A 22,399-nucleotide genomic window follows, 5' to 3' on the forward strand; every position below is an offset into this window, starting at 1 on the left:
CCTTGAGCGTGCGCTTTGAGCGTGAGCGTTCTACCGGTCGGGGGTGGGCTCGGCGGGCGGGGTGAGGTGGCGGCGGTTCTCGCGCGCGTGCCTGGCCTGCCGAGCGAGGGTCTCAAGGTAGGAGGGGGCGGTCGGGGTTTCCGGTTCGCTTCTCCGTCGGAATCTCATGCATCAATCATCCGACCTTTAATAGTTGAGCACAATCGATTATTTCTTAGCTCTATCATTTAGACTTGCTTACATGTTGGACCTGAACCGCTTGAAGGCCCTCCACGCCGTCTCGGTCTACGGTTCCGTCGGGGCGGCGGCCGAAGCCCTCCGGGTCACGCCCTCGGCGATCTCCCAGCAGCTCGCCAAGCTGGAGCGTGAGACGGGCGCCACGCTGATCGAGCGCAACGGGCGCGGGGTGAGGCTCACCGACGCCGCCGGGGTGCTGGCCGACCACGCCGACCGCATCCTGGCCCTCGTCGAGACCGCGGAGGCCGACTTCGAGGCGCTGCGCGGAACGGTGGTGGGCAAGCTCGTGATGTCGGCGTTTCCCACGGCGGCCCGCGGGCTCGCCCCCGGCGCGCTCAAGCTGCTGAAGGAGCGCCACCCCGACCTCCTCGTGCATTTCCACGAGCGTGAGCCGGAACGCCAGGTCCGCGAGGTGCTGCGGGGCGAACTCGACCTCGTCGTGGTGCAGGACTGGCTCAACCGGCCGATGGCCATGCCCGAAGGGCTGTCCCGCGCGGCTCTCATCGATGACGTGGCCGACGCCTTCATCCCGGCCGACCACCCGCTGGCGAACGAACCCGAGATCAGGCTGGCCGAGCTCCACGGGGAGCGCTGGATCAGCTCCTCGCCCGGCACCGTCTGCCACGACTGGCTCGTCTTCACTCTGCGCAGCTCCGAGGTCGAGCCTGAGATCACGTGCATGGTCGACGAATATCCGACCCAGCTCGCGCTGGTGGCCGCCGGTCAGGGCTGCGCGATCATTCCGCGCCTCGGCCGGGACTTCGTGCCGGAAGGGGTGCGTGTGGTGCCGATCCTGCCCCGCCCGACCCGGCGCATCTACGCGCTGTGGCGCACGGAGAGCGCGAGGCGGCCGGCGATCCGGGCCGCCGTCGACGCGCTGCGCCGCGTCGCCGCGGAGCTCGCCTGAGCGGTGCCGTACGGCAAAGTACGGCAAAGCCGGCGGTGCCGTACGGCATCCCAATCCCAGGCGTATTCCCAGCGTGCGGGGTGAGTTACTTGCGGTTCACCCCGTGGGGTGAACCGTGCTTAACGGCTACCTACGGGTAGGCTGGCGGCACCATGGCTGCTACCACCGTCGTTCACCTGTTGCGCCACGGCGAGGTCGAGAATCCCGCCAATGTGCTTTACGGCAGGCTGCCCGGATACCACCTATCGGAAACCGGTCGTCGCATGGCGGAGACGGTGTCCAAGGCGGTGGCGGCCCGCGATGTCGTTGAAGTGCGCAGTTCGCCGTTGGAACGCGCGCTGGAGACCGCCACGCCGGTGGCCGAGGCGTTCGGGGTGCAGGTCGTCCCCGACGAGCGACTGCTTGAGGCGGGCAACCTCTTCGAGGGGCTGAGCCTGGCCGCCGGGCGCGGGCTGTTCCGGGACGTGCGCAACTACCGCCACCTGTGGAATCCCTTTCGGCCCTCCTGGGGTGAGCGCTACATCGACGTGGTGACGCGCATGAAGGCCGCGGTCGACTCCGCGAGGGACGCCGCCAGGGGGCATGAGGCCATTCTGATCTCCCACCAGCTTCCCATCTGGATCATCCGGATGGCGGCGGAGGGCAGACGGCTCTGGCACGATCCGCGGCAGCGCCAGTGCGGCCTCGCGAGCATGACGTCTTTCACGTTCGACGGCGACCGTTTGATCAGCGTCGGTTACAGCGAACCCGCGGGGTCGCTGGTGCGTCGCCCCAGTGTCCCGGGCGCCTGACTGCGCCGATAGAGTGGAAGCTCTACCGGTTGTAGTGCAAGGAGAAACCGCCTCCCATGTCCAACTCGTCGATTGTTCGTGCATGGGGCGGGTGCTCGGAGTCGCTCGGCGCCGTCGGTCACGCAGCCCGGATGTTCCGGGGCGGGCACGGGGGCCGGCGCCGCGGCCGTGCGGGAGCCGGCCGGTGAGGGGCAGGCGCCTGCGGACCGGTCTGGCGCTGGGCGCGGCGGCGCTCGTCCTGACCGCCTGCGCGGGCGGCCAGGGGAGCGGACCGCAGTCGGGCGATACGAGGTTCGTGGCCGGCGACGGCAAGATGAACGTGTTCCCCTCGGCCGAGCGCAAACCGGCCCCTGCGGTCGACGGGCCTACCCTGGAGGACGGCACCCTGTCGCTCGCCGCCTTCAAGGGCAAGGTCGTGGTGATGAACTTCTGGGCCTCCTGGTGTGCTCCGTGCCGCGCCGAGGCCCCCACCCTCAAGGATGTCGCCGAGCGCACCAAGGGGCAGGGCGTCGAGTTCGTCGGCATCGCCTTCAAGGACGACAAGATCCAGGCGAAGGCGTTCGAGCGCTCCTACAAGATCACATACCCCAGCATCTACGATCAGCCGGGCAAGGTCGCGCTGGCCTTCCAGGGGATCATGCCTCCGGCCGCGGTGCCGACCACGCTCATCATCGACAGACAGGGCCGCGTCGCGGCCCGGGCGCTCGGCGCGGTCAAGTACAACGACCTGCTGAACGCGGTCAACGGCATCAGCGGGGAGAAGTGAACCTCGACCTGGCCGGGACCATAGCCGGCGGATCGCTGCTCATCGCCCTGCCCATCGCGGTCGCGGCGGGGCTCGTGTCGTTCGCGTCCCCGTGTGTGCTGCCGCTCGTGCCCGGCTACCTGTCCTACGTCACGGGCATGAGCGACGACCCCAAGCGCGGCCGTCTGCTGATCGGCAGCCTCCTGTTCGTGCTCGGGTTCGCGGTGGTCTTCGTCTCGGCCGGAGCCGTCGTCGGCGGCGTGGGCAGCGCGCTGCTGCAGAACGCCGACATCGTCAAACGGGTGCTCGGCGTGGTCACCATCGCCCTCGGCCTGGCCTTTCTCGGGGTGATCCCGGGGCTCCAGCGCGATTTCCGCGTCCACCGCCGGCCGGCGGCCGGGCTCGCCGGAGCGCCGCTGCTCGGCGTGGTGTTCGGCCTCGGCTGGACCCCCTGCATCGGCCCGACCCTCGCCGTGGTGCTCTCGCTCGGCCTCACGGAGGGCAGCGCGGGCCGCGGTGCCGTACTCGCCTTCGCCTACGCGCTCGGCCTCGGCCTGCCGTTCGTCGTGGCCGGCCTCGCCTACCGGCGCGCGCTGCACGCCTTCGCGGCGCTGCGCCGCCACTCGCGGCTCATCACACGCATCGGCGGGGCGATGCTGGTGCTCGTGGGCGTGATGCTCATGACCGGACTCTGGGACCAGCTCATCGCCTCGATGCAGGGCTGGATCGGCGGATTCGAGCCGGTGCTCTGATGGCGACGACCTCAAGCGACGTGAAGCTCGACGTCACACCGCGCGGCCCGGGAGGCGGCCTCGGCGTCGCGGGCTGGCTGCGGTGGGGGTGGCGCACCCTCACCTCGATGCGCACCGCGCTCGTCCTGCTGTTCCTGTTCGCCGTGGCCTCGATCCCCGGCTCGCTGGTGCCCCAGCGCGGAGTCGCGCCCGAGAAGGTCGCCGAGCACTTCAAGAACACCCCCGAACTGGCCGCGTGGCTCGACCGCCTCTGGTTCTACGACGTCTTCCAGTCGCCGTGGTTCGCAGCGATCTACCTGCTGCTGTTCCTGTCGCTGATCGGCTGTGTCATCCCCCGCACGAAGGTGCATCTGGAGGAGATACGCCGCAAGCCTCCGGCCATACCGCGCAACCTCAAGAGGCTGCCCCACCACGCGTCCTTCACCGAGGAGACCACGGTCGACGAGGTGGCCGCGCGGCTGCGCAAGCGGCGCTTCCGGGTGGAGACCGGCCCGGACTGGGTCTCCGCCGAGAAGGGCTACCTCCGCGAGACCGGCAACCTGTTCTTCCACATCTCGCTGCTCGGCCTGCTGGTGGCCGTCGGCTTCGGGTCGCTGTACGGCTACCGCGGCAACGTCCTGCTCATGGAGGGCAGTGGGTTCGCCAACACCGTCGCCGCCTACGACCGCTACATCCCCGGCACGATGGTCTCGGCCGAGTCGCTGACGCCGTTCTCCTTCCATCTGGAGGACTTCAACGCGACCTACGTCATCGAGGGGGAGCGCCGGGGCCAGGCGCTGGACTTCGCCGCCAAGCTCAAGGTCACCGACAGGCCCGGGTCGCCGGAGCGCGACGTCACCCTCAAGGTCAACGAGCCTCTCGACGTGGACGGCACGATGACCTACCTGCTCGGCAACGGCTACGCCCCCACCTTCAAGATCACCGACGGGAAGGGGCAGGTGGCGTTCGACGCGCCAGTGCCGTGCCTGGTCGTCGACTCCGCCACCTTCACCTCCGAGTGCGCGATCAAGGTGCCGGACGCCGCTCCGACCCAGCTCGGCTTCCTCACGCGCTTCCTGCCGACCTCGGTCAAACTGCATGACGGCACCTACACCTCGGCGTTCCCCGGAGCGGTCAACCCGCAGGTTGAGGTCTGGGCCTTCTCCGGCGACCTCGGCCTCGACTCCGGCGCGCCGCAGTCCGTCTACCAGCTGGAGACCAAGGGCCTCAAGCCGCTGCTGATGCAGTCCAAGCCGTTGAACGTCGGCGACACCATCGAACTGCCGAACGGCGCGGGCAGCATCACCTACACCGGCGTCAAGCAGTGGATCACCCTCCAGACGACCTACGACCCGGGGCGGGTGCCCGCGCTGATCGCCTCGGTGATCGCCGTGATCGGGCTCATCCTCTCGCTCGGTGTGCGCCGGCGCCGTGTGTGGGTGCGGCTCGCGGAGGTGAAGGACGGCAACGGTACGGTTGTCGAGGTGGGCGGCCTGACGCGCACCGAGGGCGGCGACGCCGCGTTCGCCGGCGAGTTCGACGACATCGTCAGGGCACTCGGTGCCCGATCCGCAGGAACCGCAGGAGAGAAGAATGCCCACCAGTGAGGTTGATGCCGGGCTTGCCACATTGAGCGATCAGCTCGTTCTGGTCACCGTGCTGCTCTATGTGGCCGCGATGATCGGCTATGCGCTTGAGTTGGCCTTCGCCGCCCCTCGCACCAACCAGGTCTCCGGCGCGCGGCGCAAGGTGCTCGCCGGCGCAGGCGGCCCGAGCGCCGACGAATCCGCCGGTTCCGAGGTTTCGGCGACGTCGACGAAGCCGCCCGCGTCGCCCGGCTGGGCGCAGCGGGCCGGCACGGTCGCCCTGGTCGTCGGCTGGCTCGGATGGGCGGCCAACCTCGCCGCAGTCGTCATCCGCGGCCTCGCCGTGGAGCGGTGGCCGTGGGCGAACATGTACGAGTTCGTGGTGGCGATCTGCTTCGCCGCGGTGACCGCGTTCCTGTTCATGCAGATCCGCTTCCCGGTGCGCTTCCTCGGGGCGTTCGTCTTCGTGGCCTCGACGATCGGGCTCGGCTTCGCCGTGCGGTATCTGCATGTGCAGGCGGGGCCGGTGCAGCCGTCGCTCAACACGTACTGGATCGCGATCCACGTCTCGGCGGCCATCCTCGCCAGCGGACTGTTCATGCTGGCCGGCGTCTCGGGCATCCTCTACCTGATCCGCAAGGACGGGCTGTCCCGGCTGCCCACGCGCACCGACCTGGAGCGGGTGGCGCACCGCGCGATCCTCGTGGCGTTCCCGATCTGGACCTTCGCCATCATCGCCGGCGCCCTGTGGGCGGACCGCGCGTGGGGCCGCTACTGGGGCTGGGACCCCAAGGAGGTCTGGTCTTTCATCACCTGGATCGGCTACGCGGCCTACCTGCACGCGTGCACGACCGCGGGGTGGAAGGGTAAGAAGGCCACGATCATCCAGATCATCGCGTTCGCCGCGCTGCTGTTCAACCTGGTGGGAGTCAACATCTTCGTCGGCGGACTCCACTCCTACGCCGATGTGCCCTGACGTGCTCTGACGGGCGCCCCGCACGCGTCGCCCCGCACGCGTCGCCCCGCACGCATCGCCCGAGGACGGGCGCGGCGCTCAGCCGCGCTCGTCCTCGCCGCGCATACGGCGGTCGAGGTCCTTCAAGAACTCGGGGTCGTCGTCCGGCCCCTTCGGCGCCTCCGCCTTCTTGCCGCGCGGCTGCGGACGATAGATCACTTTGGGGCCCAGAGGACGGCCAAGCAGCAACCAGAACAAGCTACCGAAAAGCGGCACCAGGACGACGACGAGCACCCACAGAATCTTGGGTAGGAAACGGACCTGATCGTCTGGTGTGGTGATGACGTCGAACAGGCAGTAAAGCCAGAAGGCCAGCAACACCAGTCCGATGAGCACGCTAGGCATGCCCGAACTTTAAGCCATCATCGCGTCGATCGCGCTTTCGGCTCAGCCGGATTCACATGACTGGAGAAGATCCGCGTCGTACGGTGGAACACGGTGCACTTCCCGAATCTCCGCGCTCGGAGCGGAAACGATGAACGAGAGAGGTGCCATGGCGCAGTCCGGCGACAAGGGGCGCCATCGGCGGGGCAGCCGATGGTGGCAGCGGGTCACTTATGCCTCGTCGCACCGGCGCGGGGCTGAGGGAAATGTCGATCGTCCGGTCCCGCGCACCAGCCCGGTGTCCGCGTCGGTGGTCGACTCTCCCCAATACACCTGGCGGGATTTCGAACTGCCGGAGGAACGGCTACGGGCCCGCCCCCATCCGCCCGACGTCCCGGACTACGGCGACGGATTACGGCATTGCGGGAGCCTCGAACGTATTCTTCACCGGGAGTGGGATGACAGGAACGGGCCTCCGTCGGCCGACGCCGTACGCGCGGTGGACAGTCTCGCGCGGTTGCCGGACCGGTTGAAGGCCAAGCTCGCCGCTGGTCTCGAAGGCATCTACGTCGGGCCGGGCGGCGTGCCCGACCTCGACGACATGGGCTACCTGCGGGGAGCGCCGCTGCCGTCGGGCCGTGCCACGTGGGACGTCTGCGCGGGAGCGTACGGCGACCGCAAGATCGTCGTGGGGGACAGGCCGTCGCCGACGCCCGACGTGATGATGCACGAGGTCGGGCACGCGTTGGACGATGTGGACGCCCCGCCGGGAGGCTGGGTGTCGGACTGCCCGGAGTTCGTGGCCCTCTACGAGAAGTGCGAACCCCTGTTCGCGTCGGCGTTCCACCGGCAGCCCGCGGGTCTCGGGCGCAAGGAGTTCTTCGCCGACGCCTTCGCCGCGATCGCCTCGCGGCAGCGCCCCGCCCTGGTTGACATGCTCGGCGGAAACACTCGGATGGCGCTCACCGTCATGTTGTTCTTCAACCGGCGCTATGGAATCTAGGTGGTTCTCATGTACGTCATCCGGTTAACGGACGGGACGCTGCGCGTGCCGCAGAGCCTGACCGCCCCGGACGGGCGTGTGATCGGCAACGCGTTCATCGAGTTGACGCCGGATGATCCGGACTATGAGCGGTGGCTGCCCGAGGCGCTCAGCGAGGCGGAGTTCGCGGAGATGCGGCGCCGGTGGCGCGAGGAGAACGACGATCTCGAAAGGGAGTTTCTCGCGTTCAAGGCGGAGGCGGAGCAGGACGACGCCTAGACGGGCGGCCTGCGGCGGGGGCCGTGCGAGCCGGTCCGGAAGGCGGCGGACAGGTGGGGAGGGGGCGGGTCAAGCCCCGTGGTGACCCTGCGGTTTCGGGGTAGATCCGCAGGATCACCGAGGCGACGTATTCCTCGTCGTCAGACTCGCGGGGATTCGCCAGTCGGCCGGTCGGCCGCCAGTACGTCCTCGCCACGAAGAAGGGCGTGCACTTCCGATTCACGGAAGCGCCGGTGCCCTCCGGGGGTGCGGATGCTGCTGATGCGGCCTGCCGCGGCCCAGCGTGTCACCGTCTTTGGGTCAACCCGGAAAAGGGCGGCAACCTCACCCGGGGTCAGCAGACGCTCGCTGCTACTCTCCACCAATCTCTCCCCCTCGCATCCCGCTTCCTGCCAGCGGGCGGACAGGTACTCCAGTGTGCCGAGCGAAGCCTGATATATCCGTGGTTTTGAGCAAAGATCACGGGTTGTTATCGGCTGAACGCCCGATTGTTATATGATAGAGCCTCTTTGAGAGTCTCATGGGTGTTTCTTTACAAAAGGGCGTCTTGGGCAGACTAGCAGCGCTCCTGCCCGGTGCGAAGGCACTGGCTCAGGGGGAGTGTCGTAACCTCAAGCTGTGCATCCAGTTCTCGTTTACACCGCGTCTCGCATCGGCCTGTTCGTCGTCGCACTCGGAGTGCTCTATCTGCTCGGGCTTCGCAGCTGGTTGATTCTTGCTGTGGTCGCCTTCGCCGTCAGCGGCCTTGCGAGCTATGTGTTGCTCTCCAAGCAGCGTGACGCCGTGAGTGCGCGCATCGGAAAGACCAGCGCGACTCTCGACAAGAGAGAGGATTGAGGGACTACGGCAACGGAAACATGCCGACTCGGGCATGGTACTCGCGGCCGAGTCGAGTTGTATCACTACCGACCAGTAGACCCCCGCGATGCGGAAGGAATGCCTTCACCCCGATCCCGCGTTCGCGTCCCGGGTTCCACGCCAGCGCTTTGCCCGTGCGAGGGTGCAGCGCGGCGATTCCCTCCCGCTTAACCGCGCCGGCACCTGCGGAATCGCTGCCGTGGGGGTTGTTGTGCCAGCGCTGGTGCCCCCCCACATAGATCGCGGCGGAAGTCACCGCCACCGAATAGAGCGAGTCCCCACCGGTGTGGTTCATCCATGTCGGCTGGATCCGATCGCCCTTGGCGAACGTCTCGAATCTTGTTGCGGCGTCGCAGGGTTTGCGTGGTCCGCCGGCTCCGCCGGTCGTGACGATCACGAAATACTTTCCGTCGGAGGAGAAGTCCACTCCTCGGACATAGGAAGGGAAGTCCGCCTTGCACGCGACGGCAAACGTCGGCGTGCGCCAGTCGGCGACCTTGGCCTGCGCGCCGGTGATGTCGATGAGCCCCAGTTGCGGGCGGGAGAGGCCGTCGAGGGTGGTGAATGCGCCGGCGACGGCGAGCCGCCGGTCGCTCAGCGCCATTCCGTAGATTCTCACCTTTCCCTTGACCGGCTTGGCGGGAGTGACGGTGAATCGCGGGTCGGCTGCTCCGGTGGTGGTGTCCACTCGGGCCACGGCCGTACGCACAGAGCGGCCGACGTGGGTGAAGTCGCCGCCGACGTAGAGGTGGGAGCCCCGCAGGGCCAGGGCGCTGACGCCCCCGCCGGCGACCAGGGGGGCGAAGCGCGTGTCGAACGCCCCGTCGGACAGGCGGAACTTCGCGAGCCCGCCCACCTCGCGGTGGCCGACATAGGAAAAGGTGCCTCCGGCGTACACCGTGCCGTCGGCGCCGGCGGCCAGGGCGTAGACGGGGCCGTCGAGATCGGGGGCGAAGTCGGGGAGGACGCGTCCCGTGACCAGGTCGAAGGCGAACAGATGCGAACGTTCGAACTCCTCGGAGCCGTCGGCTTCGCTCACCTCGCTGAAGGATCCGCCGACGATGGCGGTCCGTCCGACGATGGCGAAGGCGTTGACGATGCCGTCGAGGACGTGGGGGGTGTGGTTGACGGGGTCGGTGGACACGATCTTGGTCAGGTCGGTCTTCGCGGGGCCGGCCGTGTTCGCCGCCGCGGTCCCCGGGGGGAGCAGTGCCGTGGTGGTGGCCAGGACGGTTATGAATTGGGCAAGCATGCGCCAAGTCCTAGCAGAGGTTTCGTAGCCATGCGGTTACTTTCCGTGAGTGCGTGAGGCGGCGAAGACCCCGGCCCCCAGGGCCATAGGCTTGAGGTATGACGCGCGCATCGCTGGAGAAGCAGCCTCACGACGTCGCCGCGATGTTCGATCGCACGGCCCGCCGCTACGACTTGGTCAACGATCTGCTGTCCCTCGGCCAGGACCGGCTGTGGCGCAAGATCACCGCCGAGGTCGTCGACGCGGGGCCGGGCGAGCTGGTGCTCGACCTCGCGGCCGGCACCGGCACCTCCAGCGTGTCGTTCACCGAGCTCGGTGCCAGGGCGGTCGCGTGTGACTTCTCTCTCGGCATGCTCCGCACGGGCGTCGAGCGCCAGGGGGCGGGCGGCCCGGTCGACTTCATCGCCGGCGACGGCCTGCGCCTGCCGTTCGCCGACGACAGCTTCGACGTCGTCACCGTCTCCTTCGGCCTGCGCAACATGCGCGACACGGTCGCGGCCCTGCGCGAGATGTTCCGTGTGGCGCGCCCCGGGGGCCGACTGGTGATCTGTGAGTTCTCGCGCCCGACGATCAAGTCGTTCGATCTCGTCTACTCGCAATATCTCGTGCAGATGCTGCCTCGCGTCGCGAGGTTGGCGAGCTCCAACCCCGAGTCTTATGAGTACCTCGCCGAGTCCATCCGGGACTGGCCGGACCAGCCCGCGCTGGCCCGCTTGGTGGGCGAGGCGGGGTGGCGCCGAGTCGCCTGGCGCAACTTGAGTCTCGGTATTGTCGCTCTTCACCGCGGGGTCAAACCGCCCACCGGTCGATAGAGCTACCCATCTGACATCCCGCGTCGGAAAAGCGTTAGACTGCGGAACCGACAAGTTTGTGAAGAGGTTCACAAAAGTACGAAGGCCCCATATGCCGAGGCCATCGACCATGTAGGACAAGGAACTGGTCCCGTGACCGACCCAGCTTCCCCACCAGCTTCCGCGCAGCGGAGACCCGCCGAGGCGGACGCCGACGTCATCGTCGTCGGCGCCGGGCCCGCCGGTTCCGCCACCGCTTACCATCTCGCCCAGGCGGGGCTCGACGTCCTGCTGCTGGAGAAGACTGTCTTCCCCCGTGAGAAGGTCTGCGGCGACGGACTGACCCCGCGTGCGGTCAAGCAGCTCATCGACATGGGCATCGACATCGACGCTCCCGGATGGGTGCGCAACAAGGGATTGCGGGTCGTCGGAGCAGGCCGGCGCTTCGAGCTGGACTGGCCGCTCCTCGCGAGCTACCCCGACTTCGGGCTGGTGCGCACCCGCAAGGACTTCGACGAGATCCTGGCCGGCAACGCGGCCAGGGTCGGCGCGCGCGTGGAGCAGGGCGTCAACGTCACCGGGCCGATCCTCGACGACCGCAGCAGACACATCGTCGGGGTGACCGCGAAGAAGGACGGCGAGGAGGTGGCCTACCGCTCACGCGTGGTGGTGGCCGCCGACGGCAACTCCACGCGGCTGTCGCTCGCGATGGGGCTGCACAAGCGCGACGATCGCCCGGTGGCGGTCGCCGTACGCACCTATTTCACCAGCCCCCGCCACGACGACGACTACCTCGAACTCTGGCTTGAGCTGTGGGACGAGGACCGTCTGCTGCCCGGCTACGGCTGGATCTTCCCGGTGGGCGACGGCACCAGCAACGTGGGGCTCGGCCTGCTCAACACCAATGCCGCGTTCGACAAGGTCGACTATCGTGACCTGCTCCGGCGGTGGATCAAGAACATGCCCTCAGAATGGGGGTTCGCCGACGAGAACATGACGGCCCCCATCAGGGGCGCGGCCCTGCCGATGGCGTTCAACCGCCAACCGCACTACACACGCGGGCTCGTGCTGGTGGGCGACTCCGGCGGCATGATCAACCCCTTCAACGGCGAGGGCATCGCCTACGCCATGGAAACCGGCAGAGTAGCGGCCGAAACCGTGGCGAAGGCTCTGTCTCTTGGCACACCCGCGAGACGGGAGCGTGCCCTGAGGGCTTATCCTCAGGTGCTCAAGGATGCTTACGGTGGCTACTTCACCCTCGGAAGGCTGTTCGTCGAAGCGATCGGCAGGCCGGGTGTGATGAACTTCGCCACGCGTCATGCCCTGCCGCACCCCCGGCTGATGAGATTCGCCATGAAGCTTCTCGCCAATCTCACCGATCCGAGGGACGGCGACGCCTCAGACCGCATCATCAACACGCTGTCGAAGGTCGCACCACCGGCATGACCTCCGTGAACACCCCTCAAGACGGACTGGGGCGCACCGCGGCCCTGCCTAGACTTGCACATCACATCAACGTTCTGAACTGCGCGCCGGCGCGCGTGGAGATGGGAGAGGACGCGTAGCGATGGAGCTGTATGTGCCCATCCTGGTGCTCGCCGTTCTCGCGGCTGGGTTTGCGATCTTCTCGGTGTCGATCGCACCTTTCACCGGTCCCAAGCGCTGGAACCGCGCGAAGCTCGACGCCTATGAGTGCGGGATCGATCCCACGCCGCAGCCCGTCGGCGGCGGCAGGTTCCCCCTGAAGTACATGATCACCGCGATGCTCTTCATCGTGTTCGACATCGAGATCATCTTCCTGTACCCGTGGGCCGTGGCGTTCGACAAGCTCGGGCTCTTCGGGCTGGTCGAAATGGTGCTGTTCATCGTCACCGTCCTGGTCGCCTACGCCTACGTGTGGCGGCGCAAGGGCCTGGACTGGGACTGAGAGGCGAAGAGAGATGGGTCTCGAAGAGAAACTCCCCAGCGGCTTCATCCTCACCACGGTCGAGCAGGTCGCCGGGTGGGCGCGCAAGAGCTCCGTGTGGCCGGCGACGTTCGGCCTCGCGTGCTGCGCGATTGAGCTCATGGCCACCGGCGGCCCCAAGCACGACCTCGCGCGCTTCGGCATGGAGCGTGCCTCGGCGTCGCCGCGTCAGGCCGACCTGATGATCGTGGCCGGCCGCGTGTCGCAGAAGATGGCGCCGGTGCTGCGCCAGATCTACGACCAGATGGTCGAACCCAAGTGGGTCATCGCCATGGGCGTCTGCGCGTCCAGCGGCGGCATGTTCAACAACTACGCCATCGTGCAGGGCGTCGACCACGTCGTGCCGGTCGACGTCTACCTGCCCGGCTGCCCGCCGAGGCCGGAGATGCTGATCGACGCGATCGTGAAGCTGCACGACAAGATCCAGAACACCAAGTTCGGCGCGCACCGCGCCAAGCAGATCGACGAGCTCGAACTGCAGGCCCTGCGGTCGCTGCCGCTGATCGACCAGGGGGCGGCCAAGTGACCAGCCAGGACAACCTCCCCGAGGTGCCGCAGGAGCCGGTCGCCCGCACGGGCATGTTCGGCGCTACGGGCACGGGTGACACCTCCGGCTTCGGCGGACTCGTCGTACGGCGTGCGCCCAAGCTCTCCACGCCCCGGCCGTACGGCGGCTACTTCGACGACGTCGCCGACGGGCTGGAGGCCGTGCTCGGAGAGGGCTACGCCGAGGCGATCGAGCGGGTCGTCATCGTCGGCGACGAGATGACGCTCCACGTCTCCCGCGAGCGCCTTCTGGAGGTCGCGGGGCACCTGCGCGACGACCCGGCGCTCCGCTTCGAGCTGTCCCTCGGCGTCTCCGGCGTGCACTACCCGGACGACGCCGGCGCGGAGCTGCACTCGGTCATCCACCTGTGCTCGATCACCCACAACCGGCGGGTGCGGGTCGAGACGAGCTGCCCGGACTCCGACCGCCACATCCCCTCCACGGTGAGCGTCTACCCGACCCACGACTGGCACGAGCGGGAGACCTACGACTTCTTCGGCATCATCTACGACGGCCACCCCGGCCTGACCCGCATCGAGATGCCGGACGACTGGGAGGGCCACCCCCAGCGCAAGGACTACCCCCTCGGCGGCATCCCGGTGGAATACCGCGGCGCCGAGATCCCCTCGCCTGACCAGAGGAGGTCGTACGCGTGAGCGCTACCTACGACGAGACGACCGAGGGCACGGTCTACACCGCCAACGGCCAAGACTGGAACGAGCTCATCGAGGAGCTCGCCGGAGCCGAGGACGAGCAGCTCGTCATCAACATGGGCCCGCAGCACCCGTCGACGCACGGCGTGCTCCGCCTCGTGCTGACCCTCGACGGCGAGACCGTGACGGATGCCCGCACGGTCATCGGCTACCTGCACACGGGCATCGAGAAGAACATGGAGTTCCGGACGTGGACCCAGGGGGTCACGTTCGTCACCCGCATGGACTACCTCGCGCCGATCTTCAACGAGACGGCGTACTGCATGGCCGTGGAGAAGCTGCTCGGCATCACCGACGCCATCCCCGAGCGGGCCCAGACCATCCGCGTGCTGATGATGGAGCTCAACCGCATCTCCTCGCATCTGATGGCGATCGGCACCTTCGGCATGGAGCTCGGCGCGACCACGCCGTTCCTGTTCGGCAACCGCGAGCGCGAGATGATCCTCGACCTGTTCGAGTACATCACCGGCCTGCGGATGAACATGGCCTACGTCCGCCCCGGCGGCGTGAGCATCGACCTTCCCGCGGGGGCCGTCGACAAGATCGGCGAGTTCCTCAAGGTCATGCCGGAGCGCATCAAGGACATGCGCAAGATGCTCGACGCCAACCCGGTCTACCTGGCCCGGACCAAGGACATCGCCTACCTCGACCTCACCGGCTGCATGGCCCTCGGCATCACCGGCCCCATGCTCCGGGCCGCCGGCCTGCCCTGGGACATGCGCAAGTCGCAGCCCTACTGCGGCTACGAGACCTATGACTTCGAGGTGCCGACGGTGAACACCTGCGACGTCTACGGGCGCTACCTCGTGCGCGTGGCCGAGATGGAGGAGTCCCTCAAGATCGTGGAGCAGGCTCTCGACCGGCTCGCCGGAGCGGGCCTCAAGGGCAAGCCCGTCATGATCGAGGACAAGAAGATCGGGTGGCCCGCGCAGCTCGCGCTCGGCTCCGATGGCCTCGGCAACTCGCCCGACCACATCGCGCACATCATGAGCAGCTCCATGGAAGCCCTCATCCACCACTTCAAGCTGGTGACCGAGGGGTTCCGGGTGCCGGCCGGGCAGGCCTACGCCTCGGTCGAGTCGCCGCGGGGCGAGCTCGGGGCCCACGTGGTCAGCGACGGTGGCACCCGGCCGTACCGGGTCCACTTCCGCGACCCTTCCTTCACGAACCTGCAGGCCGTGCCGGCGACCTGCGAAGGCGGCATGGTCGCCGACGTCATCTCGGCCGTCGCCTCGATCGACCCGGTCATGGGAGGTGTGGACAGGTGAGCGTCAACCCGAAGGCGCAGGAGGGCAGCGCGACCGCCGGCACCGGATATCCGCCGGAGGTCCGGGAGCGGCTGGAGCGCGACGCCAAAGAGATCATCGGCCGTTACCCGAAGACGCGGTCGGCCCTGCTGCCGCTGCTGCACCTGGTGCAGTCGGAAGACGGCTACGTCACCGACGCGGGTCAGGAGTTCTGCGCGGAGATGCTCGGCCTGTCGAAGGCCGAGGTCGTCGGCGTGGCGACCTTCTACACCATGTACAAGCGCAGGCCGATGGGCGACTACCACGTCGGCGTCTGCATCAACACGCTGTGCGCGGTCATGGGCGGCGACCAGATCTGGGATGAGCTGTCGGAATACGTCGGCGTCGGCCACGACGAGACCACTCCCGACGGCCGCATCTCGCTGGAGCGCCTGGAGTGCAACGCGGCCTGCGACTTCGCGCCGGTGATGATGGTCAACTGGGAGTTCTTCGACAACCAGACCCCGGCCTCCGCCAAGCAGCTCGTGGACGACCTGCGTGACGGCAAGGAGGTGTCGCCCAGCCGCGGGCCGAAGCGGCTGTGCAGCTTCAAGGAGGCATCGCGCGTGCTGTCGGGCCTGCCCGACGGCCTGGCCTCCGACGGCCCCGCCGCCGCAGGGGCCTCACTTGAGGGGCTGCGCGTCGCCAAGGCCAACGGCTGGACCGCACCCGCGAAGGGGGACGACCAGTGACCACGCTCACGCCGGTTCTCACCAAGAACTGGGACCAGCCCGACGCCTTCACCCTTCAGGGCTACGGGGAATACGCGGCGGCCCGCAAGGCCCTCGCGATGGACCCCGACGCCATCATCCAGGCGGTCAAGGACTCCGGCCTGCGCGGCCGGGGCGGCGCCGGCTTCCCGACCGGGCTCAAGTGGGGCTTCATCCCGCAGGGCGACGGCAAGCCGCACTACCTCGTGGTGAACGCCGACGAGTCCGAGCCGGGCACCTGCAAGGACATCCCGCTGATGATGGCCAACCCGCACTCGCTGGTCGAGGGCATCATCATCACCTCGTATGCCATCAGGGCCAACCAGGCGTTCATCTACGTGCGCGGCGAGGTGCTGCACGTGATCCGCCGCCTGCACGCCGCCGTGCGCGAGGCATACGAGGCCGGCTACCTCGGCACCGACATCCTGGGGTCGGGCTACGACCTTGACCTCGTGGTGCACAGCGGAGCCGGAGCCTACATCTGCGGCGAGGAGACGGCTCTGCTCGACTCGCTTGAGGGCTACCGCGGCCAACCTCGCCTCAAGCCCCCCTTCCCAGCCGTGGCAGGGCTTTACGCCTGCCCCACTGTCATCAACAACGTCGAGTCCATCGCCAGTGTTCCTTCGATCATCGACAATGGCGCCGGCTGGTTCGCGGGGATGGGCACGGAGAAGTCGAAGGGCTTCGGCATCTTCTCGCTGTCGGGCCACGTGACGCGGCCTGGGCAGTACGAGGCTCCGCTCGGCATCACGCTGAGCGAGCTGCTCGACATGGCGGGCGGCATCCGCGCGGGGCACCGGATCAAGTTCTGGACGCCGGGTGGCTCCTCCACGCCGATCTTCACCGACGAGCACCTGGACGTGCCACTCGACTTCGAGGCGGTGGGCGCGAAGGGGTCCATGCTCGGCACCCGCGCGCTCCAGATCTTCGACGAGACGACGTGCGTGGTCCGTGCCGTACTCCGGTGGACGGAGTTCTACGCGCACGAGTCCTGCGGCAAGTGCACGCCCTGCCGTGAGGGCACGTACTGGCTCAAGCAGGTCCTCAAGCGTCTGGAGAAGGGCCAGGGCACCGAAGAGGACTTGACCACGATCACCGACATCGCCGACAACATCCTGGGCCGCTCGTTCTGCGCCCTGGGCGACGGCGCGACGAGCCCGATCCACTCGTCGGTGAAGTACTTCCGGGACGAATACCTCAAACACTTCGAGATCGGCGGATGCCCGTTCGATCCCGCGGCTTCCACTGTGTGGGGTGACGCATGACCGTACAGACGACCTCGGCGGGTCCGGTCGAGCAGCCCGTCGACCTGGTGACCGTCACCATCGACGGCTTCCAGGTGTCGGTGCCGAAGGGCACGCTGCTCATCAGGGCCGCCGAGCTGCTGGGCATCCAGATCCCGCGCTTCTGCGACCACCCCCTGCTCGACCCGGTCGGCGCGTGCCGCCAGTGCCTGGTCACGATCGAGGGCATGCCCAAGCCCGCCGCCTCCTGCACCATCGTGTGCACGGAGGGCATGGTCGTGCAGACCCAGCTCACCTCCCCCGTCGCAGAGAAGGCGCAGCGCGGTGTCATGGAGCTCCTGCTCATGAACCACCCGCTGGACTGCCCGGTCTGCGACAAGGGCGGCGAATGCCCCCTGCAGAACCAGGCCATGTCCAACGGCCAGGGCGAAAGCCGGTTCGAGGAGAGCAAGCGCACGTTCGAGAAGCCGATCGCGCTCTCCAGCCAGGTGCTGCTCGACCGCGAACGCTGCATCCAGTGCGCCCGCTGCATCCGCTTCTCCGACCAGATCGCCGGCGACCCGCTCATCGAGTTCTTCGAGCGCGGCGCCAAGGAGCAGGTCGGTGCGGCGCAGGGCGAGCCGTTCGAGTCCTACTTCTCGGGCAACACCATCCAGATCTGCCCCGTGGGCGCCCTGACCGGAGCGTCCTACCGCTTCCGGGCCAGGCCGTTCGACCTGATCTCCACCCCGAGCGCCTGTGAGCACTGCGCGGGCGGCTGCGCTCTGCGCACCGACCACCGGCGCGGCAAGGTCACCCGGCGGCTCGCCGGCGACGACCCGCAGGTGAACGAGGAGTGGAACTGCGACAAGGGGCGCTGGGCCTTCACCTACGCCACCCAGCCCGACCGCCTCAAGAGCCCGCTGGTGCGCGACGAGGACGGCATGCTGGTCCCCGCCTCCTGGCCCGAGGCCCTGGCCGTCGCGGCGGCCGGGCTCGCCAAGGCGCGCGGACGGGCCGGGGTGCTGGTCGGAGGCCGGGTGACCGTCGAGGAGGCCTACGCCTACTCCAAGTTCGCCCGCCTGGCCCTCGCGACCAACGACATCGACTTCCGGGCCCGGCCCCACTCGGCCGAGGAGACCCGGTTCCTCGCCCACGCGGTCGCCGGCAAGGGCATCGAGGTCTCCTACGCCACCCTTGAGAAGGCGCCCGCGGTCCTCCTGGTCGGCCTGGAGGCCGAAGAGGAGTCCGCGGCCATCTTCCTGCGCCTGCGCAAGGCGTGGATGAAGCACGGGCTGAAGGTCTTCTCGGTCGCGCCGTTCGCGACCAAGGGCCTGCGCAAGATGGGCGGCACGCTGCTGCGCGCCCGGCCCGGCGCCGAGGCCGAGGCGATCGGCGAGCTGATCTCCGGCTCCGGTGAGGCCGCCGAGGCGATCAGGCGCGAAGGCGCGGTCATCCTCGCCGGCGAGCGCCTCGCGGCGGTTCCCGGCGCGCTGTCGGCCGTCCTGCGGCTCGCCGCCTCCAGCGGCGCCACAGTCGCCTGGGTGCCCCGCAGGGCCGGCGAGCGCGGCGCGCTGGAGGCCGGTGCGATGCCGAACCTGCTGCCGATCGGGCGTCCGGTCGACGACGCCGACGCCAGGGCCGAGGTCGCCAAGGCGTGGAACGTCGCCTCGCTGCCGGCCACGCCGGGCCGCGACACGGCGGGCATTCTCGCCGCCGCGCTCCACGAGGAGCTCGACGCGCTCCTCGTCGCGGGCGTCGACCCCGCCGACCTCGCCGACCCGGAGGCCGCGCTGGCGGCCCTGGAGAACACCCCGTTCGTGGTGAGCCTCGAACAGCGCGCGAGCGCGGTCACCGACCGCGCCGACGTGGTGCTGCCGGTGGCCGTGGTCGCCGAGAAGGCGGGCACGTTCGTCAACTGGGAGGGCCGCGGACGCACCTTCGAGGTGGCCCTCGACGTGCCCGGCGTGATGAGCGACCTTCGCGTGATCGCCGCCATCGCCGACCACATGGACATCCACCTCGGACTCCCCGACGCCGTCACCGCCCGCCGCGAGCTGGCCTCGCTCGGCGTGTGGCGGGGGGCGCGGCCCGCCGCGCCGTCGGTGACCGGCGGCTCCGCCGTACCGCCCGCCGCGGGCCAGGCGACGCTCGCGTCCTGGCACCTGCTGCTCGACGACGGCACTCTCCAGGACGGCGAGCCGTACCTCGCGGGCACCCGGCACCCGGCGGAGGCCCTGCTGTCGGAGGCGACCGCCGCCGAGGTGGGCGTGGCCGACGGCGACACGCTGGAAGTGTCCACGGCCGCGGGGTCGATCAGCCTGCCGGTGCGGGTGGCCGACCTGCCCGACCGCGTGGTGTGGATCCCGTCGAACTCCGCGGGCCGCTCGATCACCCGCGACCTGTGCGCGGTGGCCGGCGACGTCGTCACGATCGCTTCCGGGGCCGTTCCGGCGCCCGCGGGCCACGAGAACGAGGAGCGGTGAGCCCAATGCGGACATTCATAGCGCTCGCCGCGAATCCGGATTACCCCACGCTGGAGGACTTCGGCAAGGACCCGATCTGGATCTCGATCATCAAGGCGGTCGGGATCTTCGTCCTGCTGATGCTCGGCGTGCTGTTCGGCGTGTGGTTCGAGCGCAAGCTGATCTCGCGCATGCAGCACCGCTACGGTCCGAACCGCGCGGGTAAGTTCGGCCTGCTCCAGTCGGTGGCGGACGGCCTGAAGATGGCCCTGAAGGAAGACATCTTCCCCAGGACCGTCGACAAGGTGCTCTACTTCCTGTCCCCGGTCATCATCGCGGTCCCCGCCTTCCTGGCCTTCTCGATCGTGCCGTTCGGCCCGATGGTCACGATGTTCGGGGAGAGGACGCCGCTCCAGCTCACCGACCTGCCGGTCGCCGTGCTGCTGGTGCTCGCGCTCGCCTCGATCGGCGTCTACGGCATCGTGCTGGCCGGCTGGGCCTCGCGCTCGCCGTACGCGGTGCTCGGCGGACTGCGGTCGGCGGCGCAGGTGGTCTCCTACGAGATCGCGATGGCGCTCTCGTTCGTCGCGGTCTTCCTGGTGGCCGGCACCCTCTCGACCTCCGAGATCGTGAGGGCCCAGTCGGTCGGCGGCACGGTCTCGCTCTTCGGGATGGAGTTCTCGACCCCCTCGTGGTTCGTGATCCAGCTCATCCCGTCCTTCCTGATCTACGTGATCTGCATGCTGGGCGAGACGAACCGCGTGCCGTTCGACCTTCCCGAAGGTGAGGGCGAGCTGGTCGGTGGATTCCACACCGAGTACTCCTCCTCGCTGAAGTTCGCCATGTTCATGCTGGCCGAGTATGTGAACATCTTCACGGTGTCCGCGCTGGCCATCACACTGTTCTTCGGCGGATGGCAGGCTCCGTGGCCGATCTCCCTGTGGGACGGCGCCAACACCGGCTACTGGCCGTTCCTGTGGTTCCTGCTGAAGATGGTGATCGTCTTCTCGTTCTTCGTCTGGGTCCGTGCCTCGCTGCCGCGTATTCGGTACGACCAGCTCATGGCCTTCGGGTGGAAGGTGCTGATCCCCCTGAACCTCGGGTGGATCCTGCTCTTCGCCACCTTCCGCGCCCTGCGCATCGACGAGGGCAACCGAACCCTGATCATGACGATGCTGGCGTTCGTGGTGCTGGCCTGCTTCCTGATCTACATGCGCTTCGACATCGTGGCGCAGCGTCGCAAGCGCGAGCAGGAGGCCGAGGTGGCGGCGGAGTTCGAGGAGCTCGGCAACGCGCCCGAGGCCGGCGGCTTCCCTGTGCCGCCGCTTGACCTGCCGCACTACCACGGGGTGCAGCGCAAGGAGGTTTCCAGTGGGACTCACTGATTGGCTGAACCCCGTCAAGGGCTTCGGCGTCACCTTCCACCACATGTTCAAGAAGCCCGTCACGGTGCAGTACCCCGAGGAGAAGCTGCCGACCGCGCCGCGCTTCCACGGGCGTCACCAGCTCAACCGCTGGCCGGACGGGCTGGAGAAGTGCGTCGGCTGCGAGCTGTGCGCCTGGGCCTGCCCCGCGGACGCGATCTACGTCGAGGGCGCCGACAACACCGACGAGGAGCGCTTCTCGCCGGGCGAGCGCTACGGACGCACCTACCAGATCAACTATCTGCGGTGCATCCTGTGCGGCCTGTGCATCGAGGCCTGCCCGACGCGTGCTCTGACGATGACGAACGAGTACGAGCTCGCGGACTACGGGCGTGAGAGCCTGATCTACACCAAGGAGATGCTCCTCGCCCCGCTCGGCCCCGGCATGGAGACGCCTCCGCATCCCATGCGCCTCGGGGAAACCGAAGAGGACTACTACCGTCTGGGACGAGAGCATGGGTGAGACGATCACGTTCTGGGTGCTCGCGGTCGTGTCCGTGAGCGCCGCGCTGGGCCTCGTGTTCAGCCGGAAGGCGGTCTACTCCGCGCTCATGCTGGGCGCGGTGATGCTCTCGCTCGCCGTGCTCTACGCGGTGCAGGACGCGCCCTTCCTGGCGGCGGTGCAGATCATCGTCTACACCGGCGCCGTCATGATGCTCTTCCTGTTCGTGCTCATGCTGGTGGGTGTCGACTCGTCGGACTCCCTGGTCGAGACGATCAGGGGGCAGCGGCTCTGGGCCATGATCGCCGGCCTCGGCTTCGCCGTACTCGTCGCGCTGGCCGTCGGCAACCTGGTGGTCGCGCCCCCGACGGGACTCGCCGGCGCGACGCAGGGAGCCGGCGGCAATGTGCCCGCTATCGCGGAGTTGATCTTCACGCGGCACGTGTTCGCCTTCGAGGTCGCCTCCGCGCTGCTGATCACCGCGGCGCTGGCCGCGATGGTGCTCGCCCACCGCGAGCGGTCCCGCCCCAAGCCCACGCAGAAGGTGCTGGCCCGCGCCCGCTTCCTCAGCGATCATCCCTCGCCGCTGCCCGGCCCCGGCACCTACGCGCGCAACAACGCCGTCGACATGCCGGCGCTGCTGCCCGACGGCTCGATCTCCGAGCTCTCGGTCAACCGGGTCATCGCCCGGCACGAGGCCGAAGAGGGCGGCCTTCCCGAGGACCCCAAGCTTGCCGAGGCCATCAGGCAAGCCGTTGAGGAGGAGAGCAAGTGACCACGCACTACCTGGTCCTCTCCGTGCTTCTGTTCACCATCGGGGCCGTCGGAGTGCTGATACGGCGGAACGCGATCGTGGCCTTCATGTGCGTCGAGCTCATGCTCAACGCCTGCAACCTTGCCTTCGTCACCTTCGCCCGCCAGCACGGCAACCTCGACGGCCAGATCATCGCGTTCTTCGTGATGGTGGTGGCCGCGGCCGAGGTCGTGGTCGGCCTGGCGATCATTGTGACGATCTTCCGAACCCGCAGGTCGGCGTCCATCGACGACGCGAACCTGCTGAAGTACTGAGGGGTGGCCAGTGGAAACCGCTGAGATCATCCAGGGGGCCGGTGGCGCCATCGGCGC

General features: G+C 68.4%; 26 protein-coding genes. 22 read left to right on the forward strand and 4 right to left on the reverse strand.

Annotated elements, in window-relative coordinates:
- Positions 1-30 precede the first annotated feature (30 nt).
- Complete coding sequence (locus BLQ73_RS32120) at positions 31-168, reverse strand: hypothetical protein (RefSeq protein WP_176955290.1); 138 nt, start codon at positions 166-168, stop codon at positions 31-33.
- Between the two features lie 73 nt (positions 169-241).
- On the opposite strand from BLQ73_RS32120, the gene BLQ73_RS05710 reads away from it, so the two are divergent.
- The 6 genes from BLQ73_RS05710 to ccsB all read left to right on the forward strand — a co-directional run bounded on the left by BLQ73_RS05710 (position 242) and on the right by ccsB (position 5,973).
- On the forward strand, positions 242-1,144 hold the full coding sequence (locus tag BLQ73_RS05710; RefSeq protein ID WP_093168987.1) for a LysR family transcriptional regulator: 903 nt from the start codon (positions 242-244) through the stop codon (positions 1,142-1,144).
- 152 nt (positions 1,145-1,296) lie between these two features.
- Positions 1,297-1,935: a histidine phosphatase family protein gene (locus BLQ73_RS05715; RefSeq protein ID WP_093168989.1), complete on the forward strand. Its 639-nt coding sequence runs from the start codon at positions 1,297-1,299 to the stop codon at positions 1,933-1,935.
- A 184-nt stretch (positions 1,936-2,119) separates the two neighbouring features.
- Positions 2,120-2,701, forward strand: a complete 582-nt coding sequence (locus BLQ73_RS05720; RefSeq protein ID WP_245690820.1) for a TlpA family protein disulfide reductase — start codon at positions 2,120-2,122, stop codon at positions 2,699-2,701.
- Complete coding sequence (locus tag BLQ73_RS05725; RefSeq protein WP_093168993.1) at positions 2,698-3,432, forward strand: cytochrome c biogenesis CcdA family protein; 735 nt, start codon at positions 2,698-2,700, stop codon at positions 3,430-3,432. Before BLQ73_RS05720 ends, BLQ73_RS05725 begins: the two co-directional genes overlap by 4 nt.
- Positions 3,432-5,018 (forward strand): cytochrome c biogenesis protein ResB, encoded by a 1,587-nt coding sequence (resB, locus tag BLQ73_RS05730; protein WP_093168995.1) that lies wholly within the window; start codon positions 3,432-3,434, stop codon positions 5,016-5,018. The genes BLQ73_RS05725 and resB overlap by 1 nt, the downstream gene beginning before the upstream one ends.
- Entirely contained in the window at positions 5,005-5,973 is a 969-nt protein-coding gene (ccsB, locus tag BLQ73_RS05735) for a c-type cytochrome biogenesis protein CcsB (protein WP_093168997.1), read from the forward strand. Before resB ends, ccsB begins: the two co-directional genes overlap by 14 nt.
- Before the next feature lie 78 nt (positions 5,974-6,051).
- Here the strand turns inward: ccsB and BLQ73_RS05740 are convergent, their stop codons facing one another.
- A complete protein-coding gene (locus BLQ73_RS05740; RefSeq protein ID WP_093168999.1) occupies positions 6,052-6,357 on the reverse strand; it encodes a PLDc N-terminal domain-containing protein in 306 nt (101 codons plus the stop codon).
- Between the two features lie 130 nt (positions 6,358-6,487).
- On the opposite strand from BLQ73_RS05740, the gene BLQ73_RS05745 reads away from it, so the two are divergent.
- Positions 6,488-7,339 carry a hypothetical protein gene (locus BLQ73_RS05745; RefSeq protein WP_245690821.1) on the forward strand — a complete coding sequence of 284 codons (852 nt, stop codon included), beginning with the start codon at positions 6,488-6,490 and terminating at the stop codon, positions 7,337-7,339.
- Between the two features lie 9 nt (positions 7,340-7,348).
- On the forward strand, positions 7,349-7,597 hold the full coding sequence (locus BLQ73_RS05750) for a hypothetical protein (RefSeq protein WP_093169269.1): 249 nt from the start codon (positions 7,349-7,351) through the stop codon (positions 7,595-7,597).
- Between the two features lie 140 nt (positions 7,598-7,737).
- On the opposite strand, the gene BLQ73_RS05755 is transcribed toward BLQ73_RS05750, so the two are convergent.
- On the reverse strand, positions 7,738-7,959 hold the full coding sequence (locus BLQ73_RS05755) for a BldC family transcriptional regulator (RefSeq protein WP_093169003.1): 222 nt from the start codon (positions 7,957-7,959) through the stop codon (positions 7,738-7,740).
- A gap of 256 nt (positions 7,960-8,215) precedes the next feature.
- Between BLQ73_RS05755 and BLQ73_RS05760 the strand changes: the two genes are divergently transcribed.
- Positions 8,216-8,434 carry a DUF4229 domain-containing protein gene (locus tag BLQ73_RS05760; RefSeq protein WP_093169005.1) on the forward strand — a complete coding sequence of 73 codons (219 nt, stop codon included), beginning with the start codon at positions 8,216-8,218 and terminating at the stop codon, positions 8,432-8,434.
- Between the two features lie 4 nt (positions 8,435-8,438).
- Here the strand turns inward: BLQ73_RS05760 and BLQ73_RS05765 are convergent, their stop codons facing one another.
- Positions 8,439-9,707 carry a hypothetical protein gene (locus BLQ73_RS05765; protein WP_143020141.1) on the reverse strand — a complete coding sequence of 423 codons (1,269 nt, stop codon included), beginning with the start codon at positions 9,705-9,707 and terminating at the stop codon, positions 8,439-8,441.
- A 98-nt stretch (positions 9,708-9,805) separates the two neighbouring features.
- On the opposite strand from BLQ73_RS05765, the gene BLQ73_RS05770 reads away from it, so the two are divergent.
- The 13 genes from BLQ73_RS05770 (at position 9,806) to nuoK (ending at position 22,342) form a co-directional block, all read left to right on the forward strand.
- Entirely contained in the window at positions 9,806-10,519 is a 714-nt protein-coding gene (locus BLQ73_RS05770; protein WP_093169007.1) for a demethylmenaquinone methyltransferase, read from the forward strand.
- A gap of 132 nt (positions 10,520-10,651) precedes the next feature.
- The gene (locus BLQ73_RS05775) at positions 10,652-11,944 is read left to right on the forward strand and encodes a geranylgeranyl reductase family protein (protein ID WP_093169009.1); all 1,293 of its coding nucleotides are present in this window, start codon (positions 10,652-10,654) and stop codon (positions 11,942-11,944) included.
- A gap of 121 nt (positions 11,945-12,065) precedes the next feature.
- Positions 12,066-12,425 carry an NADH-quinone oxidoreductase subunit A gene (locus BLQ73_RS05780; protein ID WP_093169011.1) on the forward strand — a complete coding sequence of 120 codons (360 nt, stop codon included), beginning with the start codon at positions 12,066-12,068 and terminating at the stop codon, positions 12,423-12,425.
- Between the two features lie 13 nt (positions 12,426-12,438).
- Positions 12,439-12,990, forward strand: a complete 552-nt coding sequence (locus BLQ73_RS05785; protein ID WP_093169013.1) for a NuoB/complex I 20 kDa subunit family protein — start codon at positions 12,439-12,441, stop codon at positions 12,988-12,990.
- Positions 12,987-13,667 (forward strand): NADH-quinone oxidoreductase subunit C, encoded by a 681-nt coding sequence (locus BLQ73_RS05790; RefSeq protein ID WP_275936264.1) that lies wholly within the window; start codon positions 12,987-12,989, stop codon positions 13,665-13,667. The genes BLQ73_RS05785 and BLQ73_RS05790 overlap by 4 nt, the downstream gene beginning before the upstream one ends.
- Positions 13,664-14,992 (forward strand): NADH-quinone oxidoreductase subunit D, encoded by a 1,329-nt coding sequence (locus BLQ73_RS05795; protein ID WP_093169015.1) that lies wholly within the window; start codon positions 13,664-13,666, stop codon positions 14,990-14,992. Before BLQ73_RS05790 ends, BLQ73_RS05795 begins: the two co-directional genes overlap by 4 nt.
- Positions 14,989-15,702 carry an NADH-quinone oxidoreductase subunit NuoE gene (nuoE, locus tag BLQ73_RS05800; protein WP_093169017.1) on the forward strand — a complete coding sequence of 238 codons (714 nt, stop codon included), beginning with the start codon at positions 14,989-14,991 and terminating at the stop codon, positions 15,700-15,702. Before BLQ73_RS05795 ends, nuoE begins: the two co-directional genes overlap by 4 nt.
- Positions 15,699-16,985, forward strand: coding sequence for an NADH-quinone oxidoreductase subunit NuoF (gene nuoF, locus BLQ73_RS05805; protein WP_093169019.1), 1,287 nt, complete (start codon positions 15,699-15,701; stop codon positions 16,983-16,985). The genes nuoE and nuoF overlap by 4 nt, the downstream gene beginning before the upstream one ends.
- Positions 16,982-19,429, forward strand: coding sequence for an NADH-quinone oxidoreductase subunit G (locus BLQ73_RS05810; RefSeq protein WP_093169021.1), 2,448 nt, complete (start codon positions 16,982-16,984; stop codon positions 19,427-19,429). Before nuoF ends, BLQ73_RS05810 begins: the two co-directional genes overlap by 4 nt.
- Positions 19,430-19,434: 5 nt before the next feature.
- Positions 19,435-20,793, forward strand: coding sequence for an NADH-quinone oxidoreductase subunit NuoH (nuoH, locus tag BLQ73_RS05815; protein ID WP_093169023.1), 1,359 nt, complete (start codon positions 19,435-19,437; stop codon positions 20,791-20,793).
- Positions 20,780-21,295 (forward strand): NADH-quinone oxidoreductase subunit NuoI, encoded by a 516-nt coding sequence (gene nuoI, locus BLQ73_RS05820; protein ID WP_093169025.1) that lies wholly within the window; start codon positions 20,780-20,782, stop codon positions 21,293-21,295. The genes nuoH and nuoI overlap by 14 nt, the downstream gene beginning before the upstream one ends.
- Positions 21,288-22,049 (forward strand): NADH-quinone oxidoreductase subunit J, encoded by a 762-nt coding sequence (locus BLQ73_RS05825; protein ID WP_093169027.1) that lies wholly within the window; start codon positions 21,288-21,290, stop codon positions 22,047-22,049. The genes nuoI and BLQ73_RS05825 overlap by 8 nt, the downstream gene beginning before the upstream one ends.
- Positions 22,046-22,342: an NADH-quinone oxidoreductase subunit NuoK gene (gene nuoK, locus BLQ73_RS05830; protein WP_093169029.1), complete on the forward strand. Its 297-nt coding sequence runs from the start codon at positions 22,046-22,048 to the stop codon at positions 22,340-22,342. The genes BLQ73_RS05825 and nuoK overlap by 4 nt, the downstream gene beginning before the upstream one ends.
- The last annotated feature ends 57 nt before the right edge of the window (positions 22,343-22,399 follow it).

The sequence above is a fragment of the Sinosporangium album genome (genome assembly GCF_900100605.1).
GTDB lineage: Bacteria > Actinomycetota > Actinomycetes > Streptosporangiales > Streptosporangiaceae > Sinosporangium > Sinosporangium album.

Excerpts from the sequence above, each read along its gene's own strand:
- BLQ73_RS05770 (WP_093169007.1), top strand. The coding sequence starts at position 9,806 with ATGACGCGCGCATCGCTGGAGAAGCAGCCTCACGACGTCGCCGCGATG.
- resB (WP_093168995.1), top strand. The coding sequence starts at position 3,432 with ATGGCGACGACCTCAAGCGACGTGAAGCTCGACGTCACACCGCGCGGC.
- BLQ73_RS05785 (WP_093169013.1), top strand. The coding sequence starts at position 12,439 with ATGGGTCTCGAAGAGAAACTCCCCAGCGGCTTCATCCTCACCACGGTC.
- nuoH (WP_093169023.1), top strand. The coding sequence starts at position 19,435 with ATGCGGACATTCATAGCGCTCGCCGCGAATCCGGATTACCCCACGCTG.
- BLQ73_RS05745 (WP_245690821.1), top strand. The coding sequence starts at position 6,488 with ATGAACGAGAGAGGTGCCATGGCGCAGTCCGGCGACAAGGGGCGCCAT.
- BLQ73_RS05715 (WP_093168989.1), top strand. The coding sequence starts at position 1,297 with ATGGCTGCTACCACCGTCGTTCACCTGTTGCGCCACGGCGAGGTCGAG.
- ccsB (WP_093168997.1), top strand. The coding sequence starts at position 5,005 with ATGCCCACCAGTGAGGTTGATGCCGGGCTTGCCACATTGAGCGATCAG.
- BLQ73_RS05710 (WP_093168987.1), top strand. The coding sequence starts at position 242 with ATGTTGGACCTGAACCGCTTGAAGGCCCTCCACGCCGTCTCGGTCTAC.
- BLQ73_RS05780 (WP_093169011.1), top strand. The coding sequence starts at position 12,066 with ATGGAGCTGTATGTGCCCATCCTGGTGCTCGCCGTTCTCGCGGCTGGG.
- BLQ73_RS05765 (WP_143020141.1), bottom strand. The coding sequence starts at position 9,707 with ATGCTTGCCCAATTCATAACCGTCCTGGCCACCACCACGGCACTGCTC.
- BLQ73_RS05810 (WP_093169021.1), top strand. The coding sequence starts at position 16,982 with ATGACCGTACAGACGACCTCGGCGGGTCCGGTCGAGCAGCCCGTCGAC.
- BLQ73_RS05740 (WP_093168999.1), bottom strand. The coding sequence starts at position 6,357 with ATGCCTAGCGTGCTCATCGGACTGGTGTTGCTGGCCTTCTGGCTTTAC.
- BLQ73_RS05825 (WP_093169027.1), top strand. The coding sequence starts at position 21,288 with ATGGGTGAGACGATCACGTTCTGGGTGCTCGCGGTCGTGTCCGTGAGC.
- BLQ73_RS32120 (WP_176955290.1), bottom strand. The coding sequence starts at position 168 with ATGAGATTCCGACGGAGAAGCGAACCGGAAACCCCGACCGCCCCCTCC.
- BLQ73_RS05750 (WP_093169269.1), top strand. The coding sequence starts at position 7,349 with ATGTACGTCATCCGGTTAACGGACGGGACGCTGCGCGTGCCGCAGAGC.